Consider the following 20,218-nt stretch of genomic DNA (forward strand, 5'->3'; position numbering starts at 1 on the left):
CGTGGTGGGAGCGCCCATGCGACCATCCATACCGCTACCGCCGAGGATGTGTTCGTTGGCTGAATTCATGGCTTGGTTGCTGAGAGCATGGGCTAGAAAAAGGCGGTGTTATTGGATACGAGCATACCCAATAACGCCGCCTAGCGTGTGATTTTTCGATTTAATCAGCGCAATAGATCAACTCTTACCATCCGGCACAAACACATAGCCTACGCCCCACACGGTTTGGATATAACGCGGCTGGGCCACATCGTTTTCGATCATTTTGCGCAGGCGAGAGATTTGCACATCCAAGCTGCGGTCAAACGGCTCGAACTCGCGGCCACGCGCCAGCTGCGCCAGCTTCTCGCGAGACAAAGGTTGACGCGGATGGCGAACCAGGGCTTTGAGCATGGCGAATTCACCCGTGGTGAGTGCGATTTCTTCGCCGCTTTTCTTCAGCGTTCTCTGTCCGAGATCAAAGTCGAAAGGGCCAAAATTCACATTCTCACTCTCGCTCGAAGGCGCACCCGGCGCTTCCAGAGCAGGGCGGCGGCGCAGCACAGCATGCACGCGCGCCAGCAGCTCGCGGGGATTGAAGGGCTTGCCCAAATAATCATCCGCGCCCACTTCGAGGCCAACGATGCGATCCACATCTTCGCCTTTGGCTGTGAGCATGATAATGGGTGTGCGATCGCCAGAAGCGCGCAGGCGGCGGCAAATCGAGAGGCCATCTTCGCCGGGCAGCATCAGATCAAGCACGATGAGATTGATCGGCTCGCGGATCATGGCGCGGGACAGAGCCTTACCGTCTTCTGCCACGATGACTTCAAAACCCTCTTGCGTGAGATAACGGCGCAGCAGATCGCGGATGCGGGCATCATCATCAACGACCATGATGCGGTCTGCAGATTTCACAGCTTGATTCATTTAAGGCTCCTTGTGCACAGCACTGAGTTGTAACATGAACGGAATTTACACGTATTTTTCAGAAAAAAGGTGTGAAAAATGTCCGAAAAGCCTCTTCTGTTACATATCTTGCGGGTTTTGTACAGTTTGAATGTCGTTTGGAAGGCTTTTTAACCCCGTTTGTGCCTTGGCTGCGTTTGATGAAGTGTCGATTGCGTATCAGCCGCGGCTGGGGCGCAGTCGATTTGGACAAAAACGCTTAGCTTGTTAGGATGTCACTATGAATGCACTTTTTTCTTCCTCTTCCACTCGCCTGAAAAATGCTATTTTTTCGATAGCACTCTGCGCAGGTCTGATGCCGGCTACTGCCGTTTTTTCTCAAAATATTCGTATGGAAACACCTCAAAACGTCGTCTCGCTTCAAGCTCAAGGCAGCCTCGAAGTACAGCAAGATCTGCTCACCATCAGTATGAACAGCACGAAAGACGGCTCAGATGCAGCTACAGTGCAAACCCAGCTCAAAGCCGCGCTCGATGCCGCGCTGACGGAAGCCAAAAAAGTCGCCCAACCCGGCCAGCTCGATGTGCGCACCGGGGCATTCTCGCTTTACCCACGCTATGGGCGTGACGGCAAGATCAATGGCTGGCAGGGCACCACCGAGCTGGTGCTTGAAGGCCGCGATTTCGCTCGCATCAGCGCGCTGGCTGGCAAGATCAATACCCTGACTTTGGGCAATGTGAGCTTCGGGCTCTCGCGCGAAGCACGTGCTCGCGTGGAAGCCGAGGTGACGGCGCAGGCGATTGAGCGCTTCAAAGCCAAAGCGCAAGAGATCAGCAAAGGCTTTGGTTTTGGCGGCTACACGGTGCGTGAGGTGAATGTGCAGGCCAACGATCAAGGCTTTGCGCACCGTGGGCGCATGGAGATGATGCAGGCCAAATCGATGTCAGCTGACGCGGCAGTGCCTGTGGAAGCTGGGCGTAGCACGGTGGTGGTGACTGTGGCTGGCGCTGTGCAGATGAAGTGATTTTTTATGCTTTTTGAGCAAGTAGCCGGCATGATTATTGCGCAAAGTGCTATTGAATTAATAGTGCTCTGAAGATTTCTGTTGGGATAGACCGGCAACGTGGCAAGAGGCTGCGCTGCGAAAAATCGGCAGCCACCGCAGCCCCTTGCCTCGCGGCCTATTGGCTACCCTTGAGAGCCAAGTGCGCTCACCGCTCCCACAGGCCATAAGCGCGCCAGCAACATAAACCGAATCTGTAAGCGACCGTTCAGTCACGCGCAAGCTCCCGTTGGTTTCGCGCAAGCCTGCGTTGGTTTGGAGAAAGTAGCAGGTAAGAGCAGTTTTCCACAATCACACCACGCCCCATTTAGGGCGCAGACAAGATGGAGACTGCTGATATGGCAACAGATATGACAAACAACATTCGGGAACGATCCCGCCCCATGACGCAGGAAGAGAAAAAGGTGATTGCCGCCTCTTCTGCAGGTACGATTTTTGAGTGGTACGACTTTTATCTTTATGGCGCGCTCGCCGCCATCATTGGTGCGCAGTTCTTCACTGCCTTCCCTGAAAACACCCGCAACGTGTTTGCATTGCTCGCCTTCGCTGCTGGCTTCATCGTGCGCCCGTTTGGCGCCTTGGTGTTTGGCATGCTGGGCGACATGATCGGCCGCAAATACACTTTCTTGATGACCATCGTGATCATGGGCGTTTCGACCTTCTTGGTCGGCGTGTTGCCCAATTACGAAAGCTGGGGCGTTGCGGCTCCCATCATTCTGATCCTGCTGCGCATGGCGCAAGGTTTGGCTTTGGGTGGTGAATACGGTGGTGCTGCGATTTATGTGGCTGAGCATGCACCTGCCAATCAGCGCGGTTACTTCACGGCGTTCATCCAAACCACGGCCACGCTGGGCTTGCTGCTCTCGTTGATCGTGATTCTTTCAGTGCAAGGCTATGTCAACGGTAACTACCCAGACGTACCATTGATGAAAGACGGCGTGGCCGTGTTGCTCGCCGATGGCAAACCGACCATGGTCAAAGCGTTTAACGCTTGGGGCTGGCGCGTTCCCTTCATTGGCTCGATCTTCCTCTTGGCTATTTCTCTCTACATCCGTTTGCAGATGAACGAGAGCCCCGCTTTCAAGAAAATGAAAGAAGAAGGCCGCACATCCAAAGCACCGCTCTCAGAAGCGTTTGGCAATTGGAAAAACGGCAAGATCGCACTCATTGCTTTGCTCGGCCTCGTGGCTGGCCAAGCGGTGGTTTGGTACACAGGCCAGTTCTACGCGCTCTTCTTCATGCAAAACGTGATCAAGATCGACAGCTTCACCGCCAACGTGATGGTGGCTTGGTCGCTCATCTTGGGCACAGGCGGCTTCCTGTTCTTTGGTGCACTGTCAGACCGCATTGGCCGCAAGCCGATCATCTTGGTGGGCTGCTTGTTGGCCGCGGTGACCTTCCTGCCCGTGTTCAATTTGCTCACCAAAACCGCTAACCCAGCGATTCATGCAGCACACCAGACGCCGGTTTCTGTGAAAGTGTTTGCTGAAGATTGCTCCTTCCAGTTCAACCCAACTGGCACGGTCAAGTTCAGTTCGTCTTGCGATATCGCCAAGGCGCAACTCGCACGCACTTCGGTGAACTATTCCACCATTGAAGGCGCAGCACCCGGCACTTTGGCCGTGGTGAAAGTGGGCGATACGGAAATCCAATCGTACGACGCTGGCAAACTCACTGGTGATGAACTGAAAAAAGCCAAGGCTACTTTTGATGGCGCGCTCAATGCTGCGCTGAAAAAAGCTGGCTATCCGATGGTTGCCGCAGACAACACCACGATTGCCAAGGCACAACACTTCTTTGACATCTTCAATGCGCAGAAGATCACCATCATCGTCATCTTGACGTATTTGGTGTTGCTGGTGACGATGGTTTATGGCCCGATTGCAGCGATGTTGGTCGAGATGTTCCCCACCCGCATCCGCTACTCTGGATTGTCTTTGCCTTATCACATCGGTAACGGCTGGTTCGGCGGCCTGATGCCTGCAACCGCATTTGCGATCTCCGCGCAAACGGGCAACATCTACTCCGGCCTGTGGTACGCGATTGTGATTGCCGTGATGACCGTGGTGATCGGCACGATCTTTGTTCCGAACGGTACGCACAAGAAGGACATCTTCGAAGGCGATACGGGCAAGAAATAATTTCGTGATTTCTACATAGCCAGAGTCTTGCCAGCCAAGACTCTGGCTTTGTTTTTTGCGATACTGCAAGCCAGCATATTGGCTTATTTGTTTTGAATTTATCAAGTATTGGAAATCAATTGATCGATCTCGTCTTGTCTCAATTGACTGACCCTTTTCGCATTGGCTTGCTCATTGCCTTGGTTGTCACCATGCAGCGAACGGCGACTGTGACTGGCCGCGTTATTCCACTGGTTTTGGGCGTCGTGTTCGTGGCAGTGATGCTTCCATCGACGATGCCGAGCACCTCGGTGAGTCTCAAAGATGCGATCCTTGCTGGCCTCGTCTCCAACCTGATCATTTTGATTCCCGTGCTGGCATTCGCTTGGTTGATCATGCGAATGCGCCGCTGATACGGCTTCTCGTAGAAAAATGCGATGCTACCAAAATAGTAGCATTTCGCGCAGATTCTACGTCGGCTGACAGGCTAAAACATCAAGAAATGGCGGGGAGTACCGTCCCTGAACACGAGCCGAAACCAATGCGCGCAAAGCCAGTCTTCTCGCACCAGCCTTGAAAGATCACGGCATCGCCATCCAGCAGGAAGGTGCGTTGTTCGCCTGTCTCATGCAAAGGCACTTGCACACGCCCGCCTTGCGACAACTCCACAATCGCGCCGGCCTCAGAAGCCGTGGGCCCAGAGATGGTGCCCGTGCCAATCAAATCGCCACTTTGCAAGTTGCAACCGCCCACGGTATGCTGCGTGAGCATTTGCGCAGTGGTCCAGTATTGGTGTTTAAAACTCGTGGCCGATATGCGGCTCGCTGGCTTAGATGCTGTGCGGTGTGCAACAGACTCAATAGCTACGCTGAGCTGAATATCTAGGCTGCCTGCAGCGCGATTGCTGGCTTCATCGAGATACGCCAAGGGCTGCGGATGATCTGCTGGGCGTTCAAAAGGCTGTCGGAAAGGCGCGAGTGCCTCCATCGTCACGATCCACGGCGAGATGCTGGTGCAGAAATTCTTGCCGAGGAAGGGGCCGAGCGGGTTCATTTCCCAGAATTGATGATCGCGTGCGCTCCAATCGTTGAGCAAACACATGCCAAAGATATGCGAGGGCGCATCTTTCAAGGCGACGGGTTCGCCCAGCGCATTGCTTGGACCGACGAAGAACCCCATCTCCAATTCAAAATCCAATCGCGCGCATGCGCCATACACAGGTGCCTTTGTACCCGGAGGCATAGCTTGCCCCATCGGGCGACGGAAAGGCGTGCCGCTGATCACCACGCTGGACGCGCGGCCATGGTAGGCGATCGGGAGCCACTGGAAATTGGGTGTGAGTGGATCATCTGGGCGGATGATGCGCCCCACATTTTCTGCATGGTAAATCGAGGTATAGAAATCGGTGTAATTGCCGATCTGCGTTGGCAAGTTGTATCGCACTTCGGTTTGCGGTACGAGGCAATTGCGTACAGCGTTTTGTGTGGCTTCACTCGCTGAGCTTGACAGCAAATCAAACAGGGCTATCCGCAAAGCATGCCAAGCCTCATGCCCCATTGCCATGAAAGCATTGAGTGTGCTTTGGCTGGCTTCATGCAAAGCTTGAGCAGCCAAACCACTGAGCAAGCCCTTCGCCTGCAAAGCTGCGAGGTCGAGCACTTCGTCGCCGATGGCCACGCCGCCGCGCCAAGCCTCATGACCAGACTTTCGGCAAAACACCGCATAGGGCAAGTTTTGAATCGGAAAGTCTGCGTGGCCTTGTGCGCTGGCCACCCAGCTCTTGGCTGCTGCCTCATGCGTGTGATTGAGTGTGTTCATAGGCCAGCCTTCAAGCGGTTGTTGCCATCAAGGCATCGTCGAAAATCGCCACAGCACGCGTCCAGCCTGCAGATGCGCCGCGAATTTTGTGGGGGAAGCAGGAGATGAAGAAACCGCTGGGGGGCAGGGCTTCGAGGTTGTGCATTTTCTCGATATGGCAGTAGCCGATATCGCGCCCCGCTTTATGGCCTTCCCAAATGAGGGAGGCATCTTTGCTTGCATCGTATTTCTGAGCAGTGTGCACGAAGGGCGCATCCCAGCTCCAAGCGTCTGTGCCAGTGAGACGAATGCCGCGCTCCAGTAAATACATCGTGGCCTCGTAGCCCATGCCCGCACCAGAAGCCACGTAATCCGAATGGCCATAGCGTGAGCCTGCTCGGGTGTTGATGACAACGATCTCCAGTGGCTTGAGCGTATGGTTGATGCGTTTGAGCTCATCTTCTACATCTTGCGCAGTGACCACATAGCCATCAGGCTTGCTGCGAAAATCCAGCTTCACGCCGGGCTGGAAGCACCATTCGAGTGGCACATCATGAATCGCAATCGCGGGTTTCTTCTCGCCATTTTTTGCATCCATCGTGGAATGAAAATGGTAGGGAGCATCCAGGTGTGTGCCATTGTGTGTGGACAGTTGCACCAGCTCTACCGCCCAGCCTTCGCCATCGGGCAGATCTTCTTTCTTGAGGCCTGGAAAGAAAGGCTCAATTTGCGCGAAAGTATTGTCATGCGTGAAGTATTCAATCTTCGGCGCAAAAGCGGGAGGGTCACTGATCACATCGTTTTCAAGATAGATGGAAAGATCTACAAATTTGCGAGGCATGGTGTGCTCCTGATGAAGAGGGATTCAGCGACGTTGGTATGTCAAAAAATGCTGCTCGGCGAGTGCCAGCAGCGCATTGCTGGCAAAGCCAATGGCACCCAGCAGCACGATGCCTGCAAACAGCTCGCTCGCGCGGAATGAGCGAGCAGCCAGCAAGATAGATTGGCCCAAGCCTGGCTGCGATGCGAGCATCTCGCCCACCACAGCCACGATGAGCGCGATAGTCATCGATAAGCGCATGGCCGCCAAAATATCGGGCATGGCATTGGGCAGGCCAATTTTTAGCACGAAAGACGTAGGAGAAAGCTGCAGGGCTTGGCTCACTTCACGCAAGCGCACGTGTACGTTCGCAAGGCCGTGCATGGTGGCGAGCAAGACCGGCCACATCGCGCCAAATGCCACCACGGTAAGCACCATCGTGCTAGAGAGTCCGAAGATGGCAATGGCCAGCGGCAAAACGGCAGAGGCGGGAAGAGGGCGAATGAACTCCAAAGTGGGGCCAATCCAGCTGCGCAGTGCAGATGACGAGCCGATGAGCGCGCCCAGTGCAATACCTGCAGCACTGGCCAGCACCCAGCCCCAAAACATGCGCTGAATCGTTTCGCCCGTGAAGGCGAGCAGATCTCCCTTTTGCATGCCTTCCATCAGGCTGCCCCAAGTCGCTTCGGGTGTGGGCAAAAACACTTTGCTCACCCATTGTGCATGGCTGGCCAGCCACCACAGCGCAATCAATGCTAAGAGCAAGGCTACAGAAGGTAGCGCTGAGGTCAAACGTATGGGTTTCATGCTGCGCCTTTCGCTGCATCAGGCTGCACGCCCATGCGCAGTGCAGCCCAAGCTTGTAGCTTCACGGCCAGTGCATTGATCACAAAACCGATCAGCCCAATCCATAGCAGCCAAGCCATCATCAAAGCCGGATCGAGGCTCTGCTGTGCAATCACCAGCGCATAGCCCATGCCATGTGGATTGGCTGCGATTTCTACAGTCACTGCGACGACCAAAGCAATCGCCACGCCGAGTCGCAGTGCCACAAACAAGCGAGGCAGCATGGCAGGCAAGATGATGCTCCAAAAGCGTTGAAAAGCAGACAGTTCCAATGATTGCGCCACTTCCAAAAGCTGAGGCTCCACTTGTTTCGCCGCTGCTTGCGTGAGCACAAGTATCGGCCAGAAGCAGGCAAAGGCAATCACTGCCAGCTCCATGCGCAGACCAAAACCAAACACCAGCATGGACAGCGGAATCAAAGCAACCGAGGGCACAGGCCGCAGTACCTCAACACTTAAAAAACTCCAGCGCGCGATGCGTGGCGATAAGCCCAGGAGCGTGCCGCAAACGATGCCCAGTAGACTTGCAATCAGCAGCCCCAGAGCAGCGCTGCCCAATGTGAAACCCGTGGCCTGCCAGAGCGAGCCATCCATTCCCGCTTTGAACAATGCGACAAGTGCGGCACTGGGCGGCGCAACCGCATCGCTGCTGCTACCCACCGTGCGCGCCCAAGCTTCTATCATCGACAGCAGTGTGAGTGGAAAAACAAAAGGGCGAAGGATCTGAAGCACAGCAGCCTCTCAATGCCCAAGAAACTGATACAACTCGCGCCGCAGTCGCAAGAATTCAGGATGTTCTTTGGTCGCTAATTGCTCACGTGGGCGAGGAATTTTCACGTCGAGCATCGCCGCAATGCTAGGTTGAGATGCAGTCGGATTCGTACGCAACGCGATCACGCGATCACCTAAATAAATCGCTTCCTCCAGGTCGTGGGTAACGAACATCACGGTGAGCCCTTGCTCGCGCACCAGGCGAGAAAGCTCATCTTGCAGGCTTTCGCGCGTCATCGCATCCAGCGCACCGAAAGGCTCATCCATCAACATCAGCTCGGGCTGCTGCGCCAAGCAGCGTGCGATTTGCACCCGCTGCTGCATGCCACCTGAGAGCTGCGCGGGGAATTTTTGCGCATGTACGGCTAGCCCCACGGTCTCAAGTACCTTGACGATACGCGCAGGCCGATCTGAGGCAGGCACTTGCGCAGCTTCTAATGCAAGGCTGATATTGCCCTCTACTGTGCGCCAAGGCAACAGTGCACGCCCATAGTCTTGAAAAACGAAAGCCACCTCGCGCGAAGGCGCGCTCACCACCTGCCCATTACGCAGCACGCGTCCGCCCGAGGGCTGTACGAAGCCCGCAGCCGCGCGTAGCAAAGTCGTCTTGCCGCAGCCAGAAGGCCCAATGATGCAAACGAACTCGCCTCGCTTGAGCTCTAGCGAGCTGGGCGAAACGATCTCTCGCCCGCCCAGATGCACGCTGACCTGCTCAAAGGCCAGAGGCGCAAGATTGCTCATACTCATTTCGCGATCAAGCTGGCGACATTTGGCGTGCTTTTGAGCATTTCTTGGTCTTTCATCAAGCCGACCCAATAGTTGAGTTGCTTTTCAGAGACCACGGGGCCAGGAGGCGAGATTTGCGCTTTGGCCAACACTTCAGGTGGCAATTTGATGTATTTGCCGATGGCTTCACGAACTTTGTCATTGTTTTTCGGTTGGAAAATAAAGGCCGCTGCCTCCTGCACAGCTTCGCGGAAAGCCTTGACCTGAGCTGCATTTTTCTGCGCCCACTCTCGCTTCGCGGTATAGATGATCGTGGGATTGCCCTCGCTCAAGAAAGTGGAGTAATAAGAAGCCACATAGCCCGCGCCTGAATCCGTGATGCGTGTCATGAAAGGGTCTGCCGTCACCACTGCATCCACTGAGCCACCGCGCAGCACATCGCCATGCTGAGGGAAAGACACTTCCACAAAATTCACCTGCTTGTGGTCTACGCCGTTTTGCTTGAGCCAAGCGCGGAACGTCACGTGCAAGAAAGCGCCCAAGCCCGGCACGCCTACTTTTTTGCCTACACAATCTTTGGCCGAGCGGATACCACTTCCCGCTTTAGCTACCAAGCCAAAGCCTGTGATGGTCTTGGATGTCACGCCACCGCCAGCCACCACCACATGATCGAGGCCACCATCGACCGCTTGCAAGTAGACCTAAGGTGTGGGGCCGCCGATTTGCAAGGAATCGGCTTGAATCGCAGCGGGAATCGTAGAGTTCAGTGGAATGAATTTCAACTCGACATCGAGGTTGCGCTTCTTAAACATGCCTTCCTCTGCAGCCACAAAGACGGAGGTGAAATCTGTCACTGCTGTAAAGCCAAAGACGATTTTTCCGCTTTGAGCAAAGCTTGGCAGCGAAGCCGTTGCAGCGCTGGCTGCTGCAGTGACCAGCACTTGGCGGCGAGAAAGAGCGGATAGGGAAAGTTTGCGCATGGTTGTCTCCGGTTGAAATAGTGAAAGCAAAAAGCAGATGAATTGGCGGTTCACGGTTTGGGCAGCGCAGCACGAATACCGCCTGCGATGAAGCGAGCGAGTAGCGTTTGCGCCTCTGGATCGTTGGCTTGAACCTCACTCAAGGAGAGGCGTTCAATACGCTTGTCGCTGATGTGATTGAGCAAGCACCCCAAAGAAAATTGATAGGCCCAAGCCACATCGCTGCGGCGGGCATGTGGCAAAGTGCTGTTGAGTGCATCAATGAAGGCATGCGCCAAAGGGTCGAAGTAATCCCGCAAGACGCGATCTGCCTCTGGGCTGGCATTCATCAGCTCGCGTGCAACCAAGAGTGCATAGTATTCGCCTTCTTCGCTGGCACGAAGCTCCAGCACTGGGCCGATGAAAGCCTCCACGATGGCTACCAAACGCCGGCTCGGAGCTTGCTCCAAGGCCTCCGATAAAGCGGCAAGTCGCGCATCAATCGTGCCAGACCAGTGCTCAAAAATCGCATGAAAAAGCTCTTGCTTGGCACCGTAGTAATAACCCACCAAGGCCAGTGGCACACCGGCTTCCTGCGCAATTTGCCGAATCGTCACGGCGTGATAACCCTGCTGCGCAAACAATTTTTCTGCGGCTAGCAAGATGGCCTGCTTGCGATCAGGGCGATCTGTGATCGCTGTTGAAGCGGTGATATTTGCGGATAGGGAAGCTGAGCGAAGCATGCTGTATTAGACAGTTGTACAAAATACTTGTACAACCGTACAAACCCTAGATGCATTTGCCTGCATCTCGCACTTGAATTGAAAGGAACAGCGCTGATTCAGCACTCAATGCACATCTTGAAGACAAAAAAGGCGCTACGAAAAACGTAGCGCCTTGCGCAGATTCTACGCCGGCAAAGTGCCGAAAATGCTTAAAAATTTAATCGCCGCGAACCACGCCTTCACGCCGTGGATCTGCGCCGCCAAACCAGCCTGAGCCGCCGCCGGAAGCCGGGTTCAGGTTAGCGCGGCCAATGGCTTGCAGGCCGCTGACCATGGCTTGCTCGCGGGCATCGTGGCCACGGGCTTTGAGGCTATCGACCGTGCTGGCTGGGAAGCGCTTTTCTTCGAGCAAGGTAGGCGCGCCCAGTGCTGCGAAGTTAGGCAGGTTGATGGCTTGCTGTGCGTTCAGACCCCAATTGAGCATGCCGTAGATCGTCTTGGCGGTGAAGTGGATGATGAGCGCGCCGCCGGGGCTGCCGCCCGTCAGTACGACTTTGCCATCGGCTTTGTCAAACACGATGGTTGGGCTCATCGAGCTGCGTGGGCGCTTGTTGGGCTGCACGCGATTGGCGGTGGGCTTGCCGGCTGCGTCGTTGGGTGCGAAGTTGAAGTCAGTCAACTCGTTATTCAGCAAGAAGCCGCCGCCTGCAGTGGGGTTGCTGGGGTTGACCATCTGGCGTGAGCCGAAGGCTGCTTCAATGGTGGTGGTCATCGAGAGGGCGTTGCCATAGGCATCGACAATGCTGATGTGGCTGGTACCGTATTCAGGTTGATCAGCAGCTTTGCCGAAGGCTGAGCGCATGGCGGAGGGCTCGCCAGGCTTGGCATCGCCTTTCATACTAGTGGCTTTGATCAGGCTGGCGCGTTGAGCAAGGTAGGCGGGGGCGAGCATAGCGCTCCAGTTGCCGCCGATCTTGCCGTCAGGAGCGGGCACGAAATCTGGGTCACCCAAATACTGCGCACGGTCTGCGAATGCAAGGCGGGAGGCTTCGGTGTAGAGATGCAGCCAGCCTGGGCCGGGCAAGCCATCGGGCTCGAGCTGGATGTTGCCAGCATTGGTAGCGCCAAGCGTACCGAGGATTTGGCCGACGGCAATCATGCCCGATGATGGGGGTGGCATACCGCAGATCACGTATTCTTTGCCAGTGGAGGCTTTGTAGTCGGCGCAGATTGGATCGCGTTTTTTCGGTTGGTAGCCCGCCATATCTGCCATGGTGAGCTTGCCGGGGTTGGTCGGGTGCTTTTGCACTTTATCGACGATGGCTTGTGCAATCGGGCCTTCGTGCATGACTTTGCTGCCTTGTGCGGCCATGGCTTTCAAGACATCGGCGTAGGCTTGGTTGCGCACGTTAAAGCCCACATCGCGTGCATCGCCATCGGCTTTGTAGAAGTAAGCTGTAGCGACAGGATCTTTCTTCAAATGCGCATCGGCTTTCACGAGCGTGTTCAGGCGCGGGCTGACCTTGAAGCCACCTTCAGCCAGAGCAATCGCAGGCTCAAACAACTTGGCCCATGGCAGCTTGCCGTATTGCTTATGCGCCATCTCCAGCATGCGCATCACGCCTGGCACGCCTACAGAGCGGCCGCCGACCAAGCCCTCATCGAAAGTCATGGGTTTGCCATCTTTCATGAAGAGGTTTTCGTCTGCTGCGGCGGGCGCGGTTTCGCGGCCATCAAAAGCCTCTGTCTTTTTGCCATCATGGTGCAAAAGGAAAGCGCCGCCTGCAATACCGCTGGATTGCGGCTCCACCAGCCCGAGCACGAGCTGCACGGCAATCGCGGCATCAACTGCGCTGCCGCCGGCTTTGAGCACTTGGTAGCCCGCATCGGTGGCCAGCGGGTTGGCAGCGGCTACGGCGAATTTGCTGGTTGCCCAGCCTGGCTTGTCGGTGATACCAGAGGCGCCTTCGGGTTGCTGATAAGGCTGATAGCTGAAGTTGGTGGGGGCTGTGACGCAGGCTGCCAGTAGGGCGGCGCTGGCGAGGGTGGAGAGGGTGAAGCTGCGGCGAAGGATGGTCATGGGATGCTCCAAAAAATTGTTATTAGCATGCAGTCTAAACAAAAAAGCCCAACAGAGCGAATCTGATGGGCTTGAGCCGAGGGGAATTACCCTGATTAACGGGGCGGGGTTGCGGCTGGGTGGACATTGGTAGGCGCAGCGTCCATATAGCCTTTGCCGTCATACACACCTTTTTTCCCAGCTATCTGCCAAGCGGTGCGCTGATCTACAAGGCGGGCGAGTACCTCCAGCTCTTCGTCGGTGTGATTGATGGCTCCTGCAGGGGTGAGCAATTTGCCGTTCACAGGCGCTGCTTCTCCCCAGAAGGATTGGTGATACTCTGCGCGGGAGAGGGCGCGGTCTGTGCCTGCAGCCACATCCACCGTGCCGTAGCAGTTGCAGAAATAAGTGCGGAAATTTTGCTGAGGGCGCACTTCGGTGTAGACACCTGTGCCGCGAATACCTGCAGTGAGCGTTGGCGTGACGATCTGGCGGTTGCTGCCTTTGCCCCATACGCTGGCGATGGCGCCAGTGAGCAAACGCAGCACGCTCACTGCATTCAATGTGGCACCACGCTCCACTGTGAAGCGCGTGTTTTGGCGCACTTGGAAAGAGGCATTGCCCACCACGAAGATCAGATTGGAGCCCGGCCCGGTTTCCAGGCGGTCACCGGTTTGGATGATGGTTTGTGGCGTGAGGCGACTACCATTGACTTGCGCATCGCCTTGCAATTCCACGATATTGCTGCGCTGCTGAGCATGGGCAGCGCTTGCGCCGCCCATAGCCGTCCAAGCAGCAGCAGCGCTCAAAAAGCTGCGGCGTTGAAACCAGAGCACTTCATCTTCAGTGCGACCTTGCAGGATGTGTTGAGTCATGTTGTCTCCTAATGTGGAAGCTAGATACGAATTTAAACCGCGGGGGGAGGCGCTTCAGTAGGTGTTTCTTCTGTATGCACAAAACTATCTCGAAAAGTGAAATACACCGAGGTGAAAAACATGGCCGCTACTGTCAGCACCATGGGCACCATCAATGCAGCAGCGATCGCTGGCGAGCCCAGCAGCACGGAAATACTGGTGATGACCACGCCGCCAAAGGCGAAAACAGCAAACCAACCCAGGCCGTAGACAAGGTAAGCCCAGAAGTTTTTCATGCAGGCGATCAGGCTGAAAAAGATCGCCTTGGTCGGCGGGACACCATGCCAATGCACGAGCGCTGGGGCATGCCAAAACATGAGCGAGAGCGGGATATACAAACCCATGCCGATGAAGGCGGCCGTTTGGAAGTCACTTTGCTCCAGCATTTCCCGGTTGAGCTTGCCGCCGACGATATACAGCTTGGCGAACTGCCCGCCATCAAACAATGTCGTGAAGCCCATCACCAGAAAAAAGCCCAGCGCATACATCGCGCCGAGCACAATCATGGCGCGTAAGCGCTGCTGGCCTGCGCGAAAAGCTGTGGCCAGAACCGATGGCATCGGGAATTTACCGCGCAGCGCCTCTAGCGTGGCCACCATCAAACCCAGCGTGGCTGCAGGCACGATGGCCAATGCCAGTGCGCCGCCAATCAGTGGCAAGATAGAAGCCACCGAAACCAGTGCCATAAACATGAAAAACAGTCCGCCGAGCGCTAAGGGCTGCTTGAAAAATGTTTTGACACCCAGCTTGACCCAGGTGATGCCGGTGCTGGCAGGGAGGATTTGGAGTTTCATGTGCTTGTGATTTTGAGGCGGGTGAAACAGATCAGTTCAAAACGAGGCTGTGAACTTGTTCACATTAAAGGTGAATGGCGAGCTTGCTGATGCGCTCGCGCAGCACACGCTCGAAATGCGAGGGGTCATGCGCTTTGAGCAAGCTGGCTTCGCGTGGGAGGTGGAAATCCCACAGGCGAGATATCCAAAAGCGCAGTGCGCCAGCGCGTAGCATGGCGGGAAGAAGTTGCTGCTCAGCGGCTTCGAACGGGCGCTCAGACTGATAGGCTTGCAGGAAAGCGCTTTGTCTCTCGGTGTTTGTAGAGCCTGTCTCCAAGTCAATGCACCAATCATTCAAGCACACCGCGATGTCGAACAAGAAACTATCGACGCCAGCAAAATAAAAATCAAAGAACCCAGTGAGCTCGCCAGCTTCAAACATCACATTGTCTCGAAACAGATCCGCATGCACCGGGCCACAGGGCAGGGCTTTGTATGCGCTGCTGCTTGCCACATGATTTTGATAGGCAAGCTCGCTTTTGATGAGTTGAGTTTGATCTGGCGTCAAGTACGGTAATACAACGGGAATGGTCTCATTCCACCAAGACAAGCTGCGCAAATTGGGCTGGATTCGCGCGTAGTCGCGCCCAGCTACATGCATGCGTGCGAGCATCGCACCCACGGTGGCGCAATGCGCGGCAGTAGGAGAGAGCTCGCTGCCACCACGCAAGCAATTCACCACGCAGGCTGGTTTACCTTGCACCGTGAGCAAAATATCGCCAGTTTTGTCGGCTTGCGGGTCCGGTACAGGAATGCCGCGCTGCGCGAGGTGCTTCATCAAATACAGATAAAACGGCAGCTGCTCATGAGTCAGGCGCTCAAACAGAGTGAGCACGTAGCGCCCAGTGTCTGCGTCAACGAAGTAATTGGTGTTTTCAATGCCGCCTTTGCAGCCTTGGAGATCGGTGACTTGGCCCAGGCCGAGCTGGGTGAAGAGGTTTTGCGTTTCGTCGAGGGAAACTTCGGTGTAAACAGCCATTTTTGTATCAAATCAATTGGCTCAGATTGTAGAGGGTACACAATATGCCTATGAATTCCTCACCAGAAAACCGCCTCCTCCTCGTAGATGGCTCGAGCTACCTTTATCGTGCCTTCCACGCCATGCCCGATCTGCGCGCTGTGCCCGGCGATCCGAGCAGCCCCGCCACGGGTGCGATTCGCGGCATGATCAATATGATGGCTTCGCTGCGTACGCAGTTTCCGTCCATGTATGCCGTGTGTATTTTTGATGCCAGCGGCCCCACCTTCCGCGATGCGCTTTATCCCGAATACAAAGCCAATCGCTCGCCCATGCCCGATGATTTGCGCACCCAGATCGCGCCGATTCATGAGGTGATGCGCCTACAAGGCTGGCCAGTAGTGGCTGTTCCTGGCGTGGAGGCTGATGATGTGATCGGCACGATGGCGCGCATTGGCGCAGAGCAGGGCATGGAGGTCATCATCTCCAGTGGGGATAAAGACCTCTCTCAACTGGTGAATGAGCACATCACCATCATCGACACGATGAATGGCAAAAAGCGCGATGTGGCGGGTGTGACCGCTGAGTTTGGCGTACCGCCCTCGCTCATGCTCGACTATCAAAACCTCGTGGGCGATACGGTGGACAACGTACCCGGCGTGGAAAAAGTGGGGCCAAAAACGGCTGCGAAATGGCTCACCGAATTTGGATCGCTGGAAAATTTGCTGGCAAGAGCCGATGAGATCAAGGGCGTGGCTGGAGAGAATTTGCGCAAGGCGCGCGAGTGGCTGCCCAAAGGGCGTGAGCTGCTCAAGATCAAGACGGATTGTGATTTGGCAGGACATATTGACGGTCTACCTGCTATGAATTCAGTAGCTGTTCGCGCAGATGATACGGAGGCTTTGAGTACTTTTTATCTGAAATATGGCTTCAAGGGACTGGCTGCAAGCTTAGGTAAAAAATCCACTACACCTGCACCTGTGCAAAGCGTCATGGACGATTTGTTTGCAGATGCTGAGCCTGCAGTTTCGAAAGTCAGTGATAAGAAATACGACACGATTTTTACCTGGGAAGCATTTGATGCGTGGTTAGAAAAAATCAAAGCGGCCTCACTCACCGCACTCGACACAGAAACCAACTCCATCGACGAGATGCAAGCCCAGATCGTTGGCATCAGCTTCAGCATACAGCCCGGCGAGGCGGCCTACATTCCGCTGGCGCACAGCTACCCAGATGCGCCCGAGCAGTTGCCGCTCAATGAAGTGCTCGCCAAGCTCAAACCTTGGCTAGAAGACGCGAAATACAAAAAGCTCGGCCAACACGTCAAGTACGACCGTCATGTGTTTGCTAACCACGGCATCGAAGTGCAGGGCTATGTGCACGACACGATGCTGCAAAGCTACGTGCTGGAAGTGCACAAACCCCATAACCTCACGAGTTTGGCTGAGCGCCATGTGGGGCGCAAAGGCATCAGCTATGAAGATTTGTGCGGCAAAGGCGCGCACCAAATCTCGTTTGCGCAAGTCGATGTGGCCAAGGCTTCTGAATACTCTTGCGAAGACTCTGATCAAACGCTGGATGTGCATCTCGCTCTTTGGCCAAAGCTGGAAGCCAACGAGAAGCTGCGCGGCATCTATGAACTTGAAATAGAAAGCTCAGAAAGCCTGTATCGCATCGAGCGCAACGGTGTGATGATCGACGCGCAGCAACTGGCCACGCAAAGCCATGAGCTGGGTCAGCGCATCATGCAGTTGGAAACGCAGGCGCATGATTTGGCCGGGCAGCCATTTAACCTCGCTTCGCCTAAGCAAATCGGAGAGATTTTCTTCACCAAGCTGGGTTTGCCAGTCATCAAGAAAACCGCCACTGGCGCGCCGAGCACCGATGAAGAGGTGCTAGAAAAACTCGCTGAAGACTACCCGCTGCCCGCCAAAATCTTGGAGCATCGCGGCCTCTCCAAACTCAAGGGCACGTATACCGACAAGCTGGCTCAGCTCGCGCACCCACGCACAGGTCGCGTGCACACACATTACGCGCAAGCCGTGGCCGTCACAGGCCGCTTATCCAGCAACGATCCTAATTTACAAAACATCCCCGTCAAAACAGCTGAAGGCCGCCGCGTGCGCGAGGCTTTCGTCGCACCTGCTGGCTCGTTGATTGCCAGCGCTGATTATTCCCAAATTGAGCTGCGCATCATGGCGCATATCAGCGGCGATGAAGCGCTCATCAAAGCCTTCACCGATGGCATTGACGTTCACCGCGCTACAGCTGCTGAAGTGTTTGGCCTGCCCGCCAGCGAAGTCAGCAGCGAGCAGCGCCGCTATGCCAAGGTGATCAACTTCGGGCTCATCTATGGCATGAGCGCCTTCGGCTTGGCGCGAGCACTGAGCATCGACAACACCGCTGCGAAGAACTACATCGAGCGATACTTTCAGCGCTTCGCAGGTGTGAAAACCTATATGGACGAAACGCGACTCGCCGCCAAGAGCAAAGGCTATGTAGAAACCGTGCTCGGCCGTCGCCTCTATCTTCCCGAAATCAACAGCCCCAACGGGCCACGCCGAGCTGGCGCAGAGCGTGCCGCGATCAACGCGCCCATGCAAGGTACAGCGGCTGATTTGATCAAACTTAGTATGAATGCTGTACAACGCGAGCTCGATACGAAAGCCTTGAAAACCAAGATGATCATGCAAGTGCACGACGAACTGGTGTTTGAAGTGCCTTCAGACGAACTCGATTGGCTCAAGGTAGAAATCCCCCGCATCATGGCCAGCGTGGCCCAGCTGAAAGTGCCTCTGGTGGCTGAAGTCGGGGTTGGCGAGAACTGGGATAAGGCGCACTAATCGAGTCATCTAGTCCGTTCACTTTGAGCTGGCCGAAGGGTAGGCTGGGCTTCAACAAGCTCACCCAGAACGGGATGAGGGTTTATCCTCTTTGAGCGAAGTTGAGTCCATATTCAAATATAAGAAATTGCTTATATTTGAATGTTTGTATGCCTACAACGACGGAAATCGACGAATCAAAGCTCGTATTTGAACGCGCAGCCGAGCTGTTTAGTTTGATGGGTTCGCCCACGCGCTTGCAGATTTTGAGCGCTCTGTGCGATACCGAGCGCACGGTGTCTGATCTGCTTTCGCGCATTGACACCACGCAGCCGAATCTTTCTCAGCATCTCTCTGTGCTGTATCAATCCGGCATCTTGGCCAAACGCAAAGAGGGTGCGCAGGTGTTTTACCGGGTGCAGAGCGAGAAGGCAGTGGCGCTGTGTCGCAGCGTCTGCACGCAGGTAGCGATTGAGTTGGATGAGCCGATGCTTCTTCCCGCGTCTGAGCGGCTGCTGGCGAGGGTTTGAAGATGCTGAATCGATTTTTGCAAAAAGCGCCTGAAAATTTCATAGCGCGGCAAGATATTCCTCAGGCGCGTGCTGAGTTGAAAGCAGGGCGACGCGGATTTATTTCCTCTGCATTTGCTACTGCTTTTGTAGCTGCTGGCGCAGCATCTACGGGCGCTAGAGCCCAATCTAATCCAGTATCTGGCCAAGGCGATCCAAATATCTTGGAGCTGCCTGCACACAGCAAAGCCCTTGGCCAAGCCGTGGCAGCGCGTGGCTACGGCGTGCCGAGCGCCTATGAGAAAAACCTGCAGCGCCGCGAAAGCCCAGGGCTCACGCGCGTGAGTCAAGCCAGCGTGAGCTTCACGCCGCTGCAAGGGCTCTTTGGCATCATCACGCCCAGCGGCCTGCATTTTGAGCGGCATCATCAAGGCTGGTGGGATATTGAGCCGGACAAACATCGATTCATGGTGAATGGCAGCGATCAGACGATGCTGAAAACGCCGATGGTCTTCACGATGGATGACCTGATGCGCTTGCCCAGCGTGAGCCGGATTCATTTCATCGAATGCGGTGCGAACACCGGCATGGAGTGGGGCAATGTGGCTGTGCCGACGGTGCAATACACGCACGGCATGATTTCTTGCAGCGAGTTCACTGGCGTGCCGCTACGCTTGCTGCTGGAGATGTGTGGTGCAGATTTCAAGCGCGGAAAATTCGTGCTGGCTGAAGGTGCTGATGGCTCGGGCATGACGCGTACGATCCCCATAAGCCTCGTGATGAACGACGAAGTGCTGGTAGCTTATGGACAAAACGGTGAAATGCTGCGGCCTGAAAATGGCTACCCGCTGCGCTTGGTCGTCCCCGGTGCGCAGGGCGTGAGCTGGGTGAAATACCTGCGTCGCATTGAGCTGGGCGATCAGCCTTATGGCGCGAAGGATGAGGTGCTGCATTATGTGGATTTGATGCCCGATGGCACGCATCGGCAGTATTCGAGCATTCAAGAAGTGAAATCTGTGATCACATCGCCCAGTGGCGGGCAGGTGCTGCTGGATAAAGGCACGCATCAGATCACGGGCCTCGCTTGGAGCGGGCGAGGGAAGATTCGCAAAGTGGATGTGAGTGTGGATGGTGGGCGCAACTGGATGCCCGCGCAGATGCAAACGCCCGTGCTCTCCAAATGCCTGACGCGCTTTAACTTGCCCTGGAATTGGAATGGCAAGCCCGCTTTGCTCATGAGCCGAGCGACCGATGAGACTGGGCATATCCAACCCACGTATTCTGAGCTGCGCAAAGTGCGTGGGGCTAGGAGCATTTATCACAACAACGCGATCCAAACATGGTTGATCGAAGAAAGCGGCGAGGTGAAAAATGTTCAGCTTTCTTGAAAATCTTGCGTTATTGGCGAA

Annotated in this window: 19 protein-coding genes; 6 read left to right on the plus strand and 13 right to left on the minus strand. The window is 55.4% G+C overall.

Annotation, left to right across the window (positions count from 1 at the left end):
• Positions 1–177 precede the first annotated feature (177 nt).
• Positions 178–909 (minus strand): osmolarity response regulator transcription factor OmpR, encoded by a 732-nt coding sequence (gene ompR / locus KIH26_RS06050; protein ID WP_213443422.1) that lies wholly within the window; start codon positions 907–909, stop codon positions 178–180.
• A gap of 259 nt (positions 910–1,168) precedes the next feature.
• Between ompR and KIH26_RS06055 the strand changes: the two genes are divergently transcribed.
• From KIH26_RS06055 to KIH26_RS06065, 3 genes are all read left to right on the plus strand, one after another.
• Positions 1,169–1,912: an SIMPL domain-containing protein gene (locus tag KIH26_RS06055; RefSeq protein WP_503005067.1), complete on the plus strand. Its 744-nt coding sequence runs from the start codon at positions 1,169–1,171 to the stop codon at positions 1,910–1,912.
• Positions 1,913–2,289: 377 nt separating this feature from the next.
• The gene (locus KIH26_RS06060; protein ID WP_213443424.1) at positions 2,290–4,092 is read left to right on the plus strand and encodes an MFS transporter; all 1,803 of its coding nucleotides are present in this window, start codon (positions 2,290–2,292) and stop codon (positions 4,090–4,092) included.
• 119 nt (positions 4,093–4,211) lie between these two features.
• Positions 4,212–4,484, plus strand: coding sequence for a hypothetical protein (locus tag KIH26_RS06065; protein ID WP_213443426.1), 273 nt, complete (start codon positions 4,212–4,214; stop codon positions 4,482–4,484).
• 82 nt (positions 4,485–4,566) lie between these two features.
• Here the strand turns inward: KIH26_RS06065 and fahA are convergent, their stop codons facing one another.
• The 12 genes from fahA to KIH26_RS06120 form a co-directional block, all read right to left on the minus strand.
• Positions 4,567–5,889 carry a fumarylacetoacetase gene (gene fahA / locus KIH26_RS06070; RefSeq protein ID WP_213443428.1) on the minus strand — a complete coding sequence of 441 codons (1,323 nt, stop codon included), beginning with the start codon at positions 5,887–5,889 and terminating at the stop codon, positions 4,567–4,569.
• Positions 5,890–5,899: 10 nt separating this feature from the next.
• Positions 5,900–6,709 (minus strand): cyclase family protein, encoded by an 810-nt coding sequence (locus tag KIH26_RS06075; protein ID WP_213443430.1) that lies wholly within the window; start codon positions 6,707–6,709, stop codon positions 5,900–5,902.
• Positions 6,710–6,733: 24 nt separating this feature from the next.
• The gene (locus KIH26_RS06080) at positions 6,734–7,495 is read right to left on the minus strand and encodes an ABC transporter permease (protein WP_213443432.1); all 762 of its coding nucleotides are present in this window, start codon (positions 7,493–7,495) and stop codon (positions 6,734–6,736) included.
• Entirely contained in the window at positions 7,492–8,217 is a 726-nt protein-coding gene (locus KIH26_RS06085) for an ABC transporter permease (RefSeq protein WP_213444711.1), read from the minus strand. The genes KIH26_RS06080 and KIH26_RS06085 overlap by 4 nt, the downstream gene beginning before the upstream one ends.
• 57 nt (positions 8,218–8,274) lie before the next feature.
• Positions 8,275–9,045, minus strand: a complete 771-nt coding sequence (locus tag KIH26_RS06090) for an ABC transporter ATP-binding protein (RefSeq protein WP_213444713.1) — start codon at positions 9,043–9,045, stop codon at positions 8,275–8,277.
• Positions 9,046–9,047: 2 nt separating this feature from the next.
• Positions 9,048–9,725, minus strand: a complete 678-nt coding sequence (locus KIH26_RS06095; protein ID WP_249660972.1) for an ABC transporter substrate-binding protein — start codon at positions 9,723–9,725, stop codon at positions 9,048–9,050.
• 6 nt (positions 9,726–9,731) lie between these two features.
• On the minus strand, positions 9,732–10,010 hold the full coding sequence (locus KIH26_RS16980) for a type 2 periplasmic-binding domain-containing protein (RefSeq protein WP_249660973.1): 279 nt from the start codon (positions 10,008–10,010) through the stop codon (positions 9,732–9,734).
• Positions 10,011–10,060: 50 nt separating this feature from the next.
• Positions 10,061–10,732: a TetR/AcrR family transcriptional regulator gene (locus KIH26_RS06100; protein WP_213443434.1), complete on the minus strand. Its 672-nt coding sequence runs from the start codon at positions 10,730–10,732 to the stop codon at positions 10,061–10,063.
• A gap of 199 nt (positions 10,733–10,931) precedes the next feature.
• Positions 10,932–12,794: a gamma-glutamyltransferase family protein gene (locus KIH26_RS06105; protein ID WP_213443435.1), complete on the minus strand. Its 1,863-nt coding sequence runs from the start codon at positions 12,792–12,794 to the stop codon at positions 10,932–10,934.
• A 95-nt stretch (positions 12,795–12,889) separates the two neighbouring features.
• A complete protein-coding gene (locus KIH26_RS06110; RefSeq protein WP_213443437.1) occupies positions 12,890–13,648 on the minus strand; it encodes a FecR family protein in 759 nt (252 codons plus the stop codon).
• A gap of 32 nt (positions 13,649–13,680) precedes the next feature.
• Positions 13,681–14,481 carry a BPSS1780 family membrane protein gene (locus KIH26_RS06115; protein WP_213443439.1) on the minus strand — a complete coding sequence of 267 codons (801 nt, stop codon included), beginning with the start codon at positions 14,479–14,481 and terminating at the stop codon, positions 13,681–13,683.
• Positions 14,482–14,545: 64 nt separating this feature from the next.
• Positions 14,546–15,499: a homoserine kinase gene (locus KIH26_RS06120; RefSeq protein ID WP_213443441.1), complete on the minus strand. Its 954-nt coding sequence runs from the start codon at positions 15,497–15,499 to the stop codon at positions 14,546–14,548.
• A gap of 50 nt (positions 15,500–15,549) precedes the next feature.
• On the opposite strand from KIH26_RS06120, the gene polA reads away from it, so the two are divergent.
• From polA to soxC, 3 genes are all read left to right on the plus strand, one after another.
• Complete coding sequence (gene polA / locus KIH26_RS06125; protein WP_213443443.1) at positions 15,550–18,321, plus strand: DNA polymerase I; 2,772 nt, start codon at positions 15,550–15,552, stop codon at positions 18,319–18,321.
• Positions 18,322–18,470: 149 nt separating this feature from the next.
• The gene (locus KIH26_RS06130; protein WP_213443445.1) at positions 18,471–18,830 is read left to right on the plus strand and encodes an ArsR/SmtB family transcription factor; all 360 of its coding nucleotides are present in this window, start codon (positions 18,471–18,473) and stop codon (positions 18,828–18,830) included.
• Positions 18,831–18,832: 2 nt separating this feature from the next.
• On the plus strand, positions 18,833–20,197 hold the full coding sequence (gene soxC / locus KIH26_RS06135; protein WP_213443447.1) for a sulfite dehydrogenase: 1,365 nt from the start codon (positions 18,833–18,835) through the stop codon (positions 20,195–20,197).
• Positions 20,198–20,218: the final 21 nt, after the last annotated feature.

The organism is Variovorax sp. PCZ-1 (assembly GCF_018413605.1).
Lineage (GTDB): Bacteria > Pseudomonadota > Gammaproteobacteria > Burkholderiales > Burkholderiaceae_C > JANMDU01.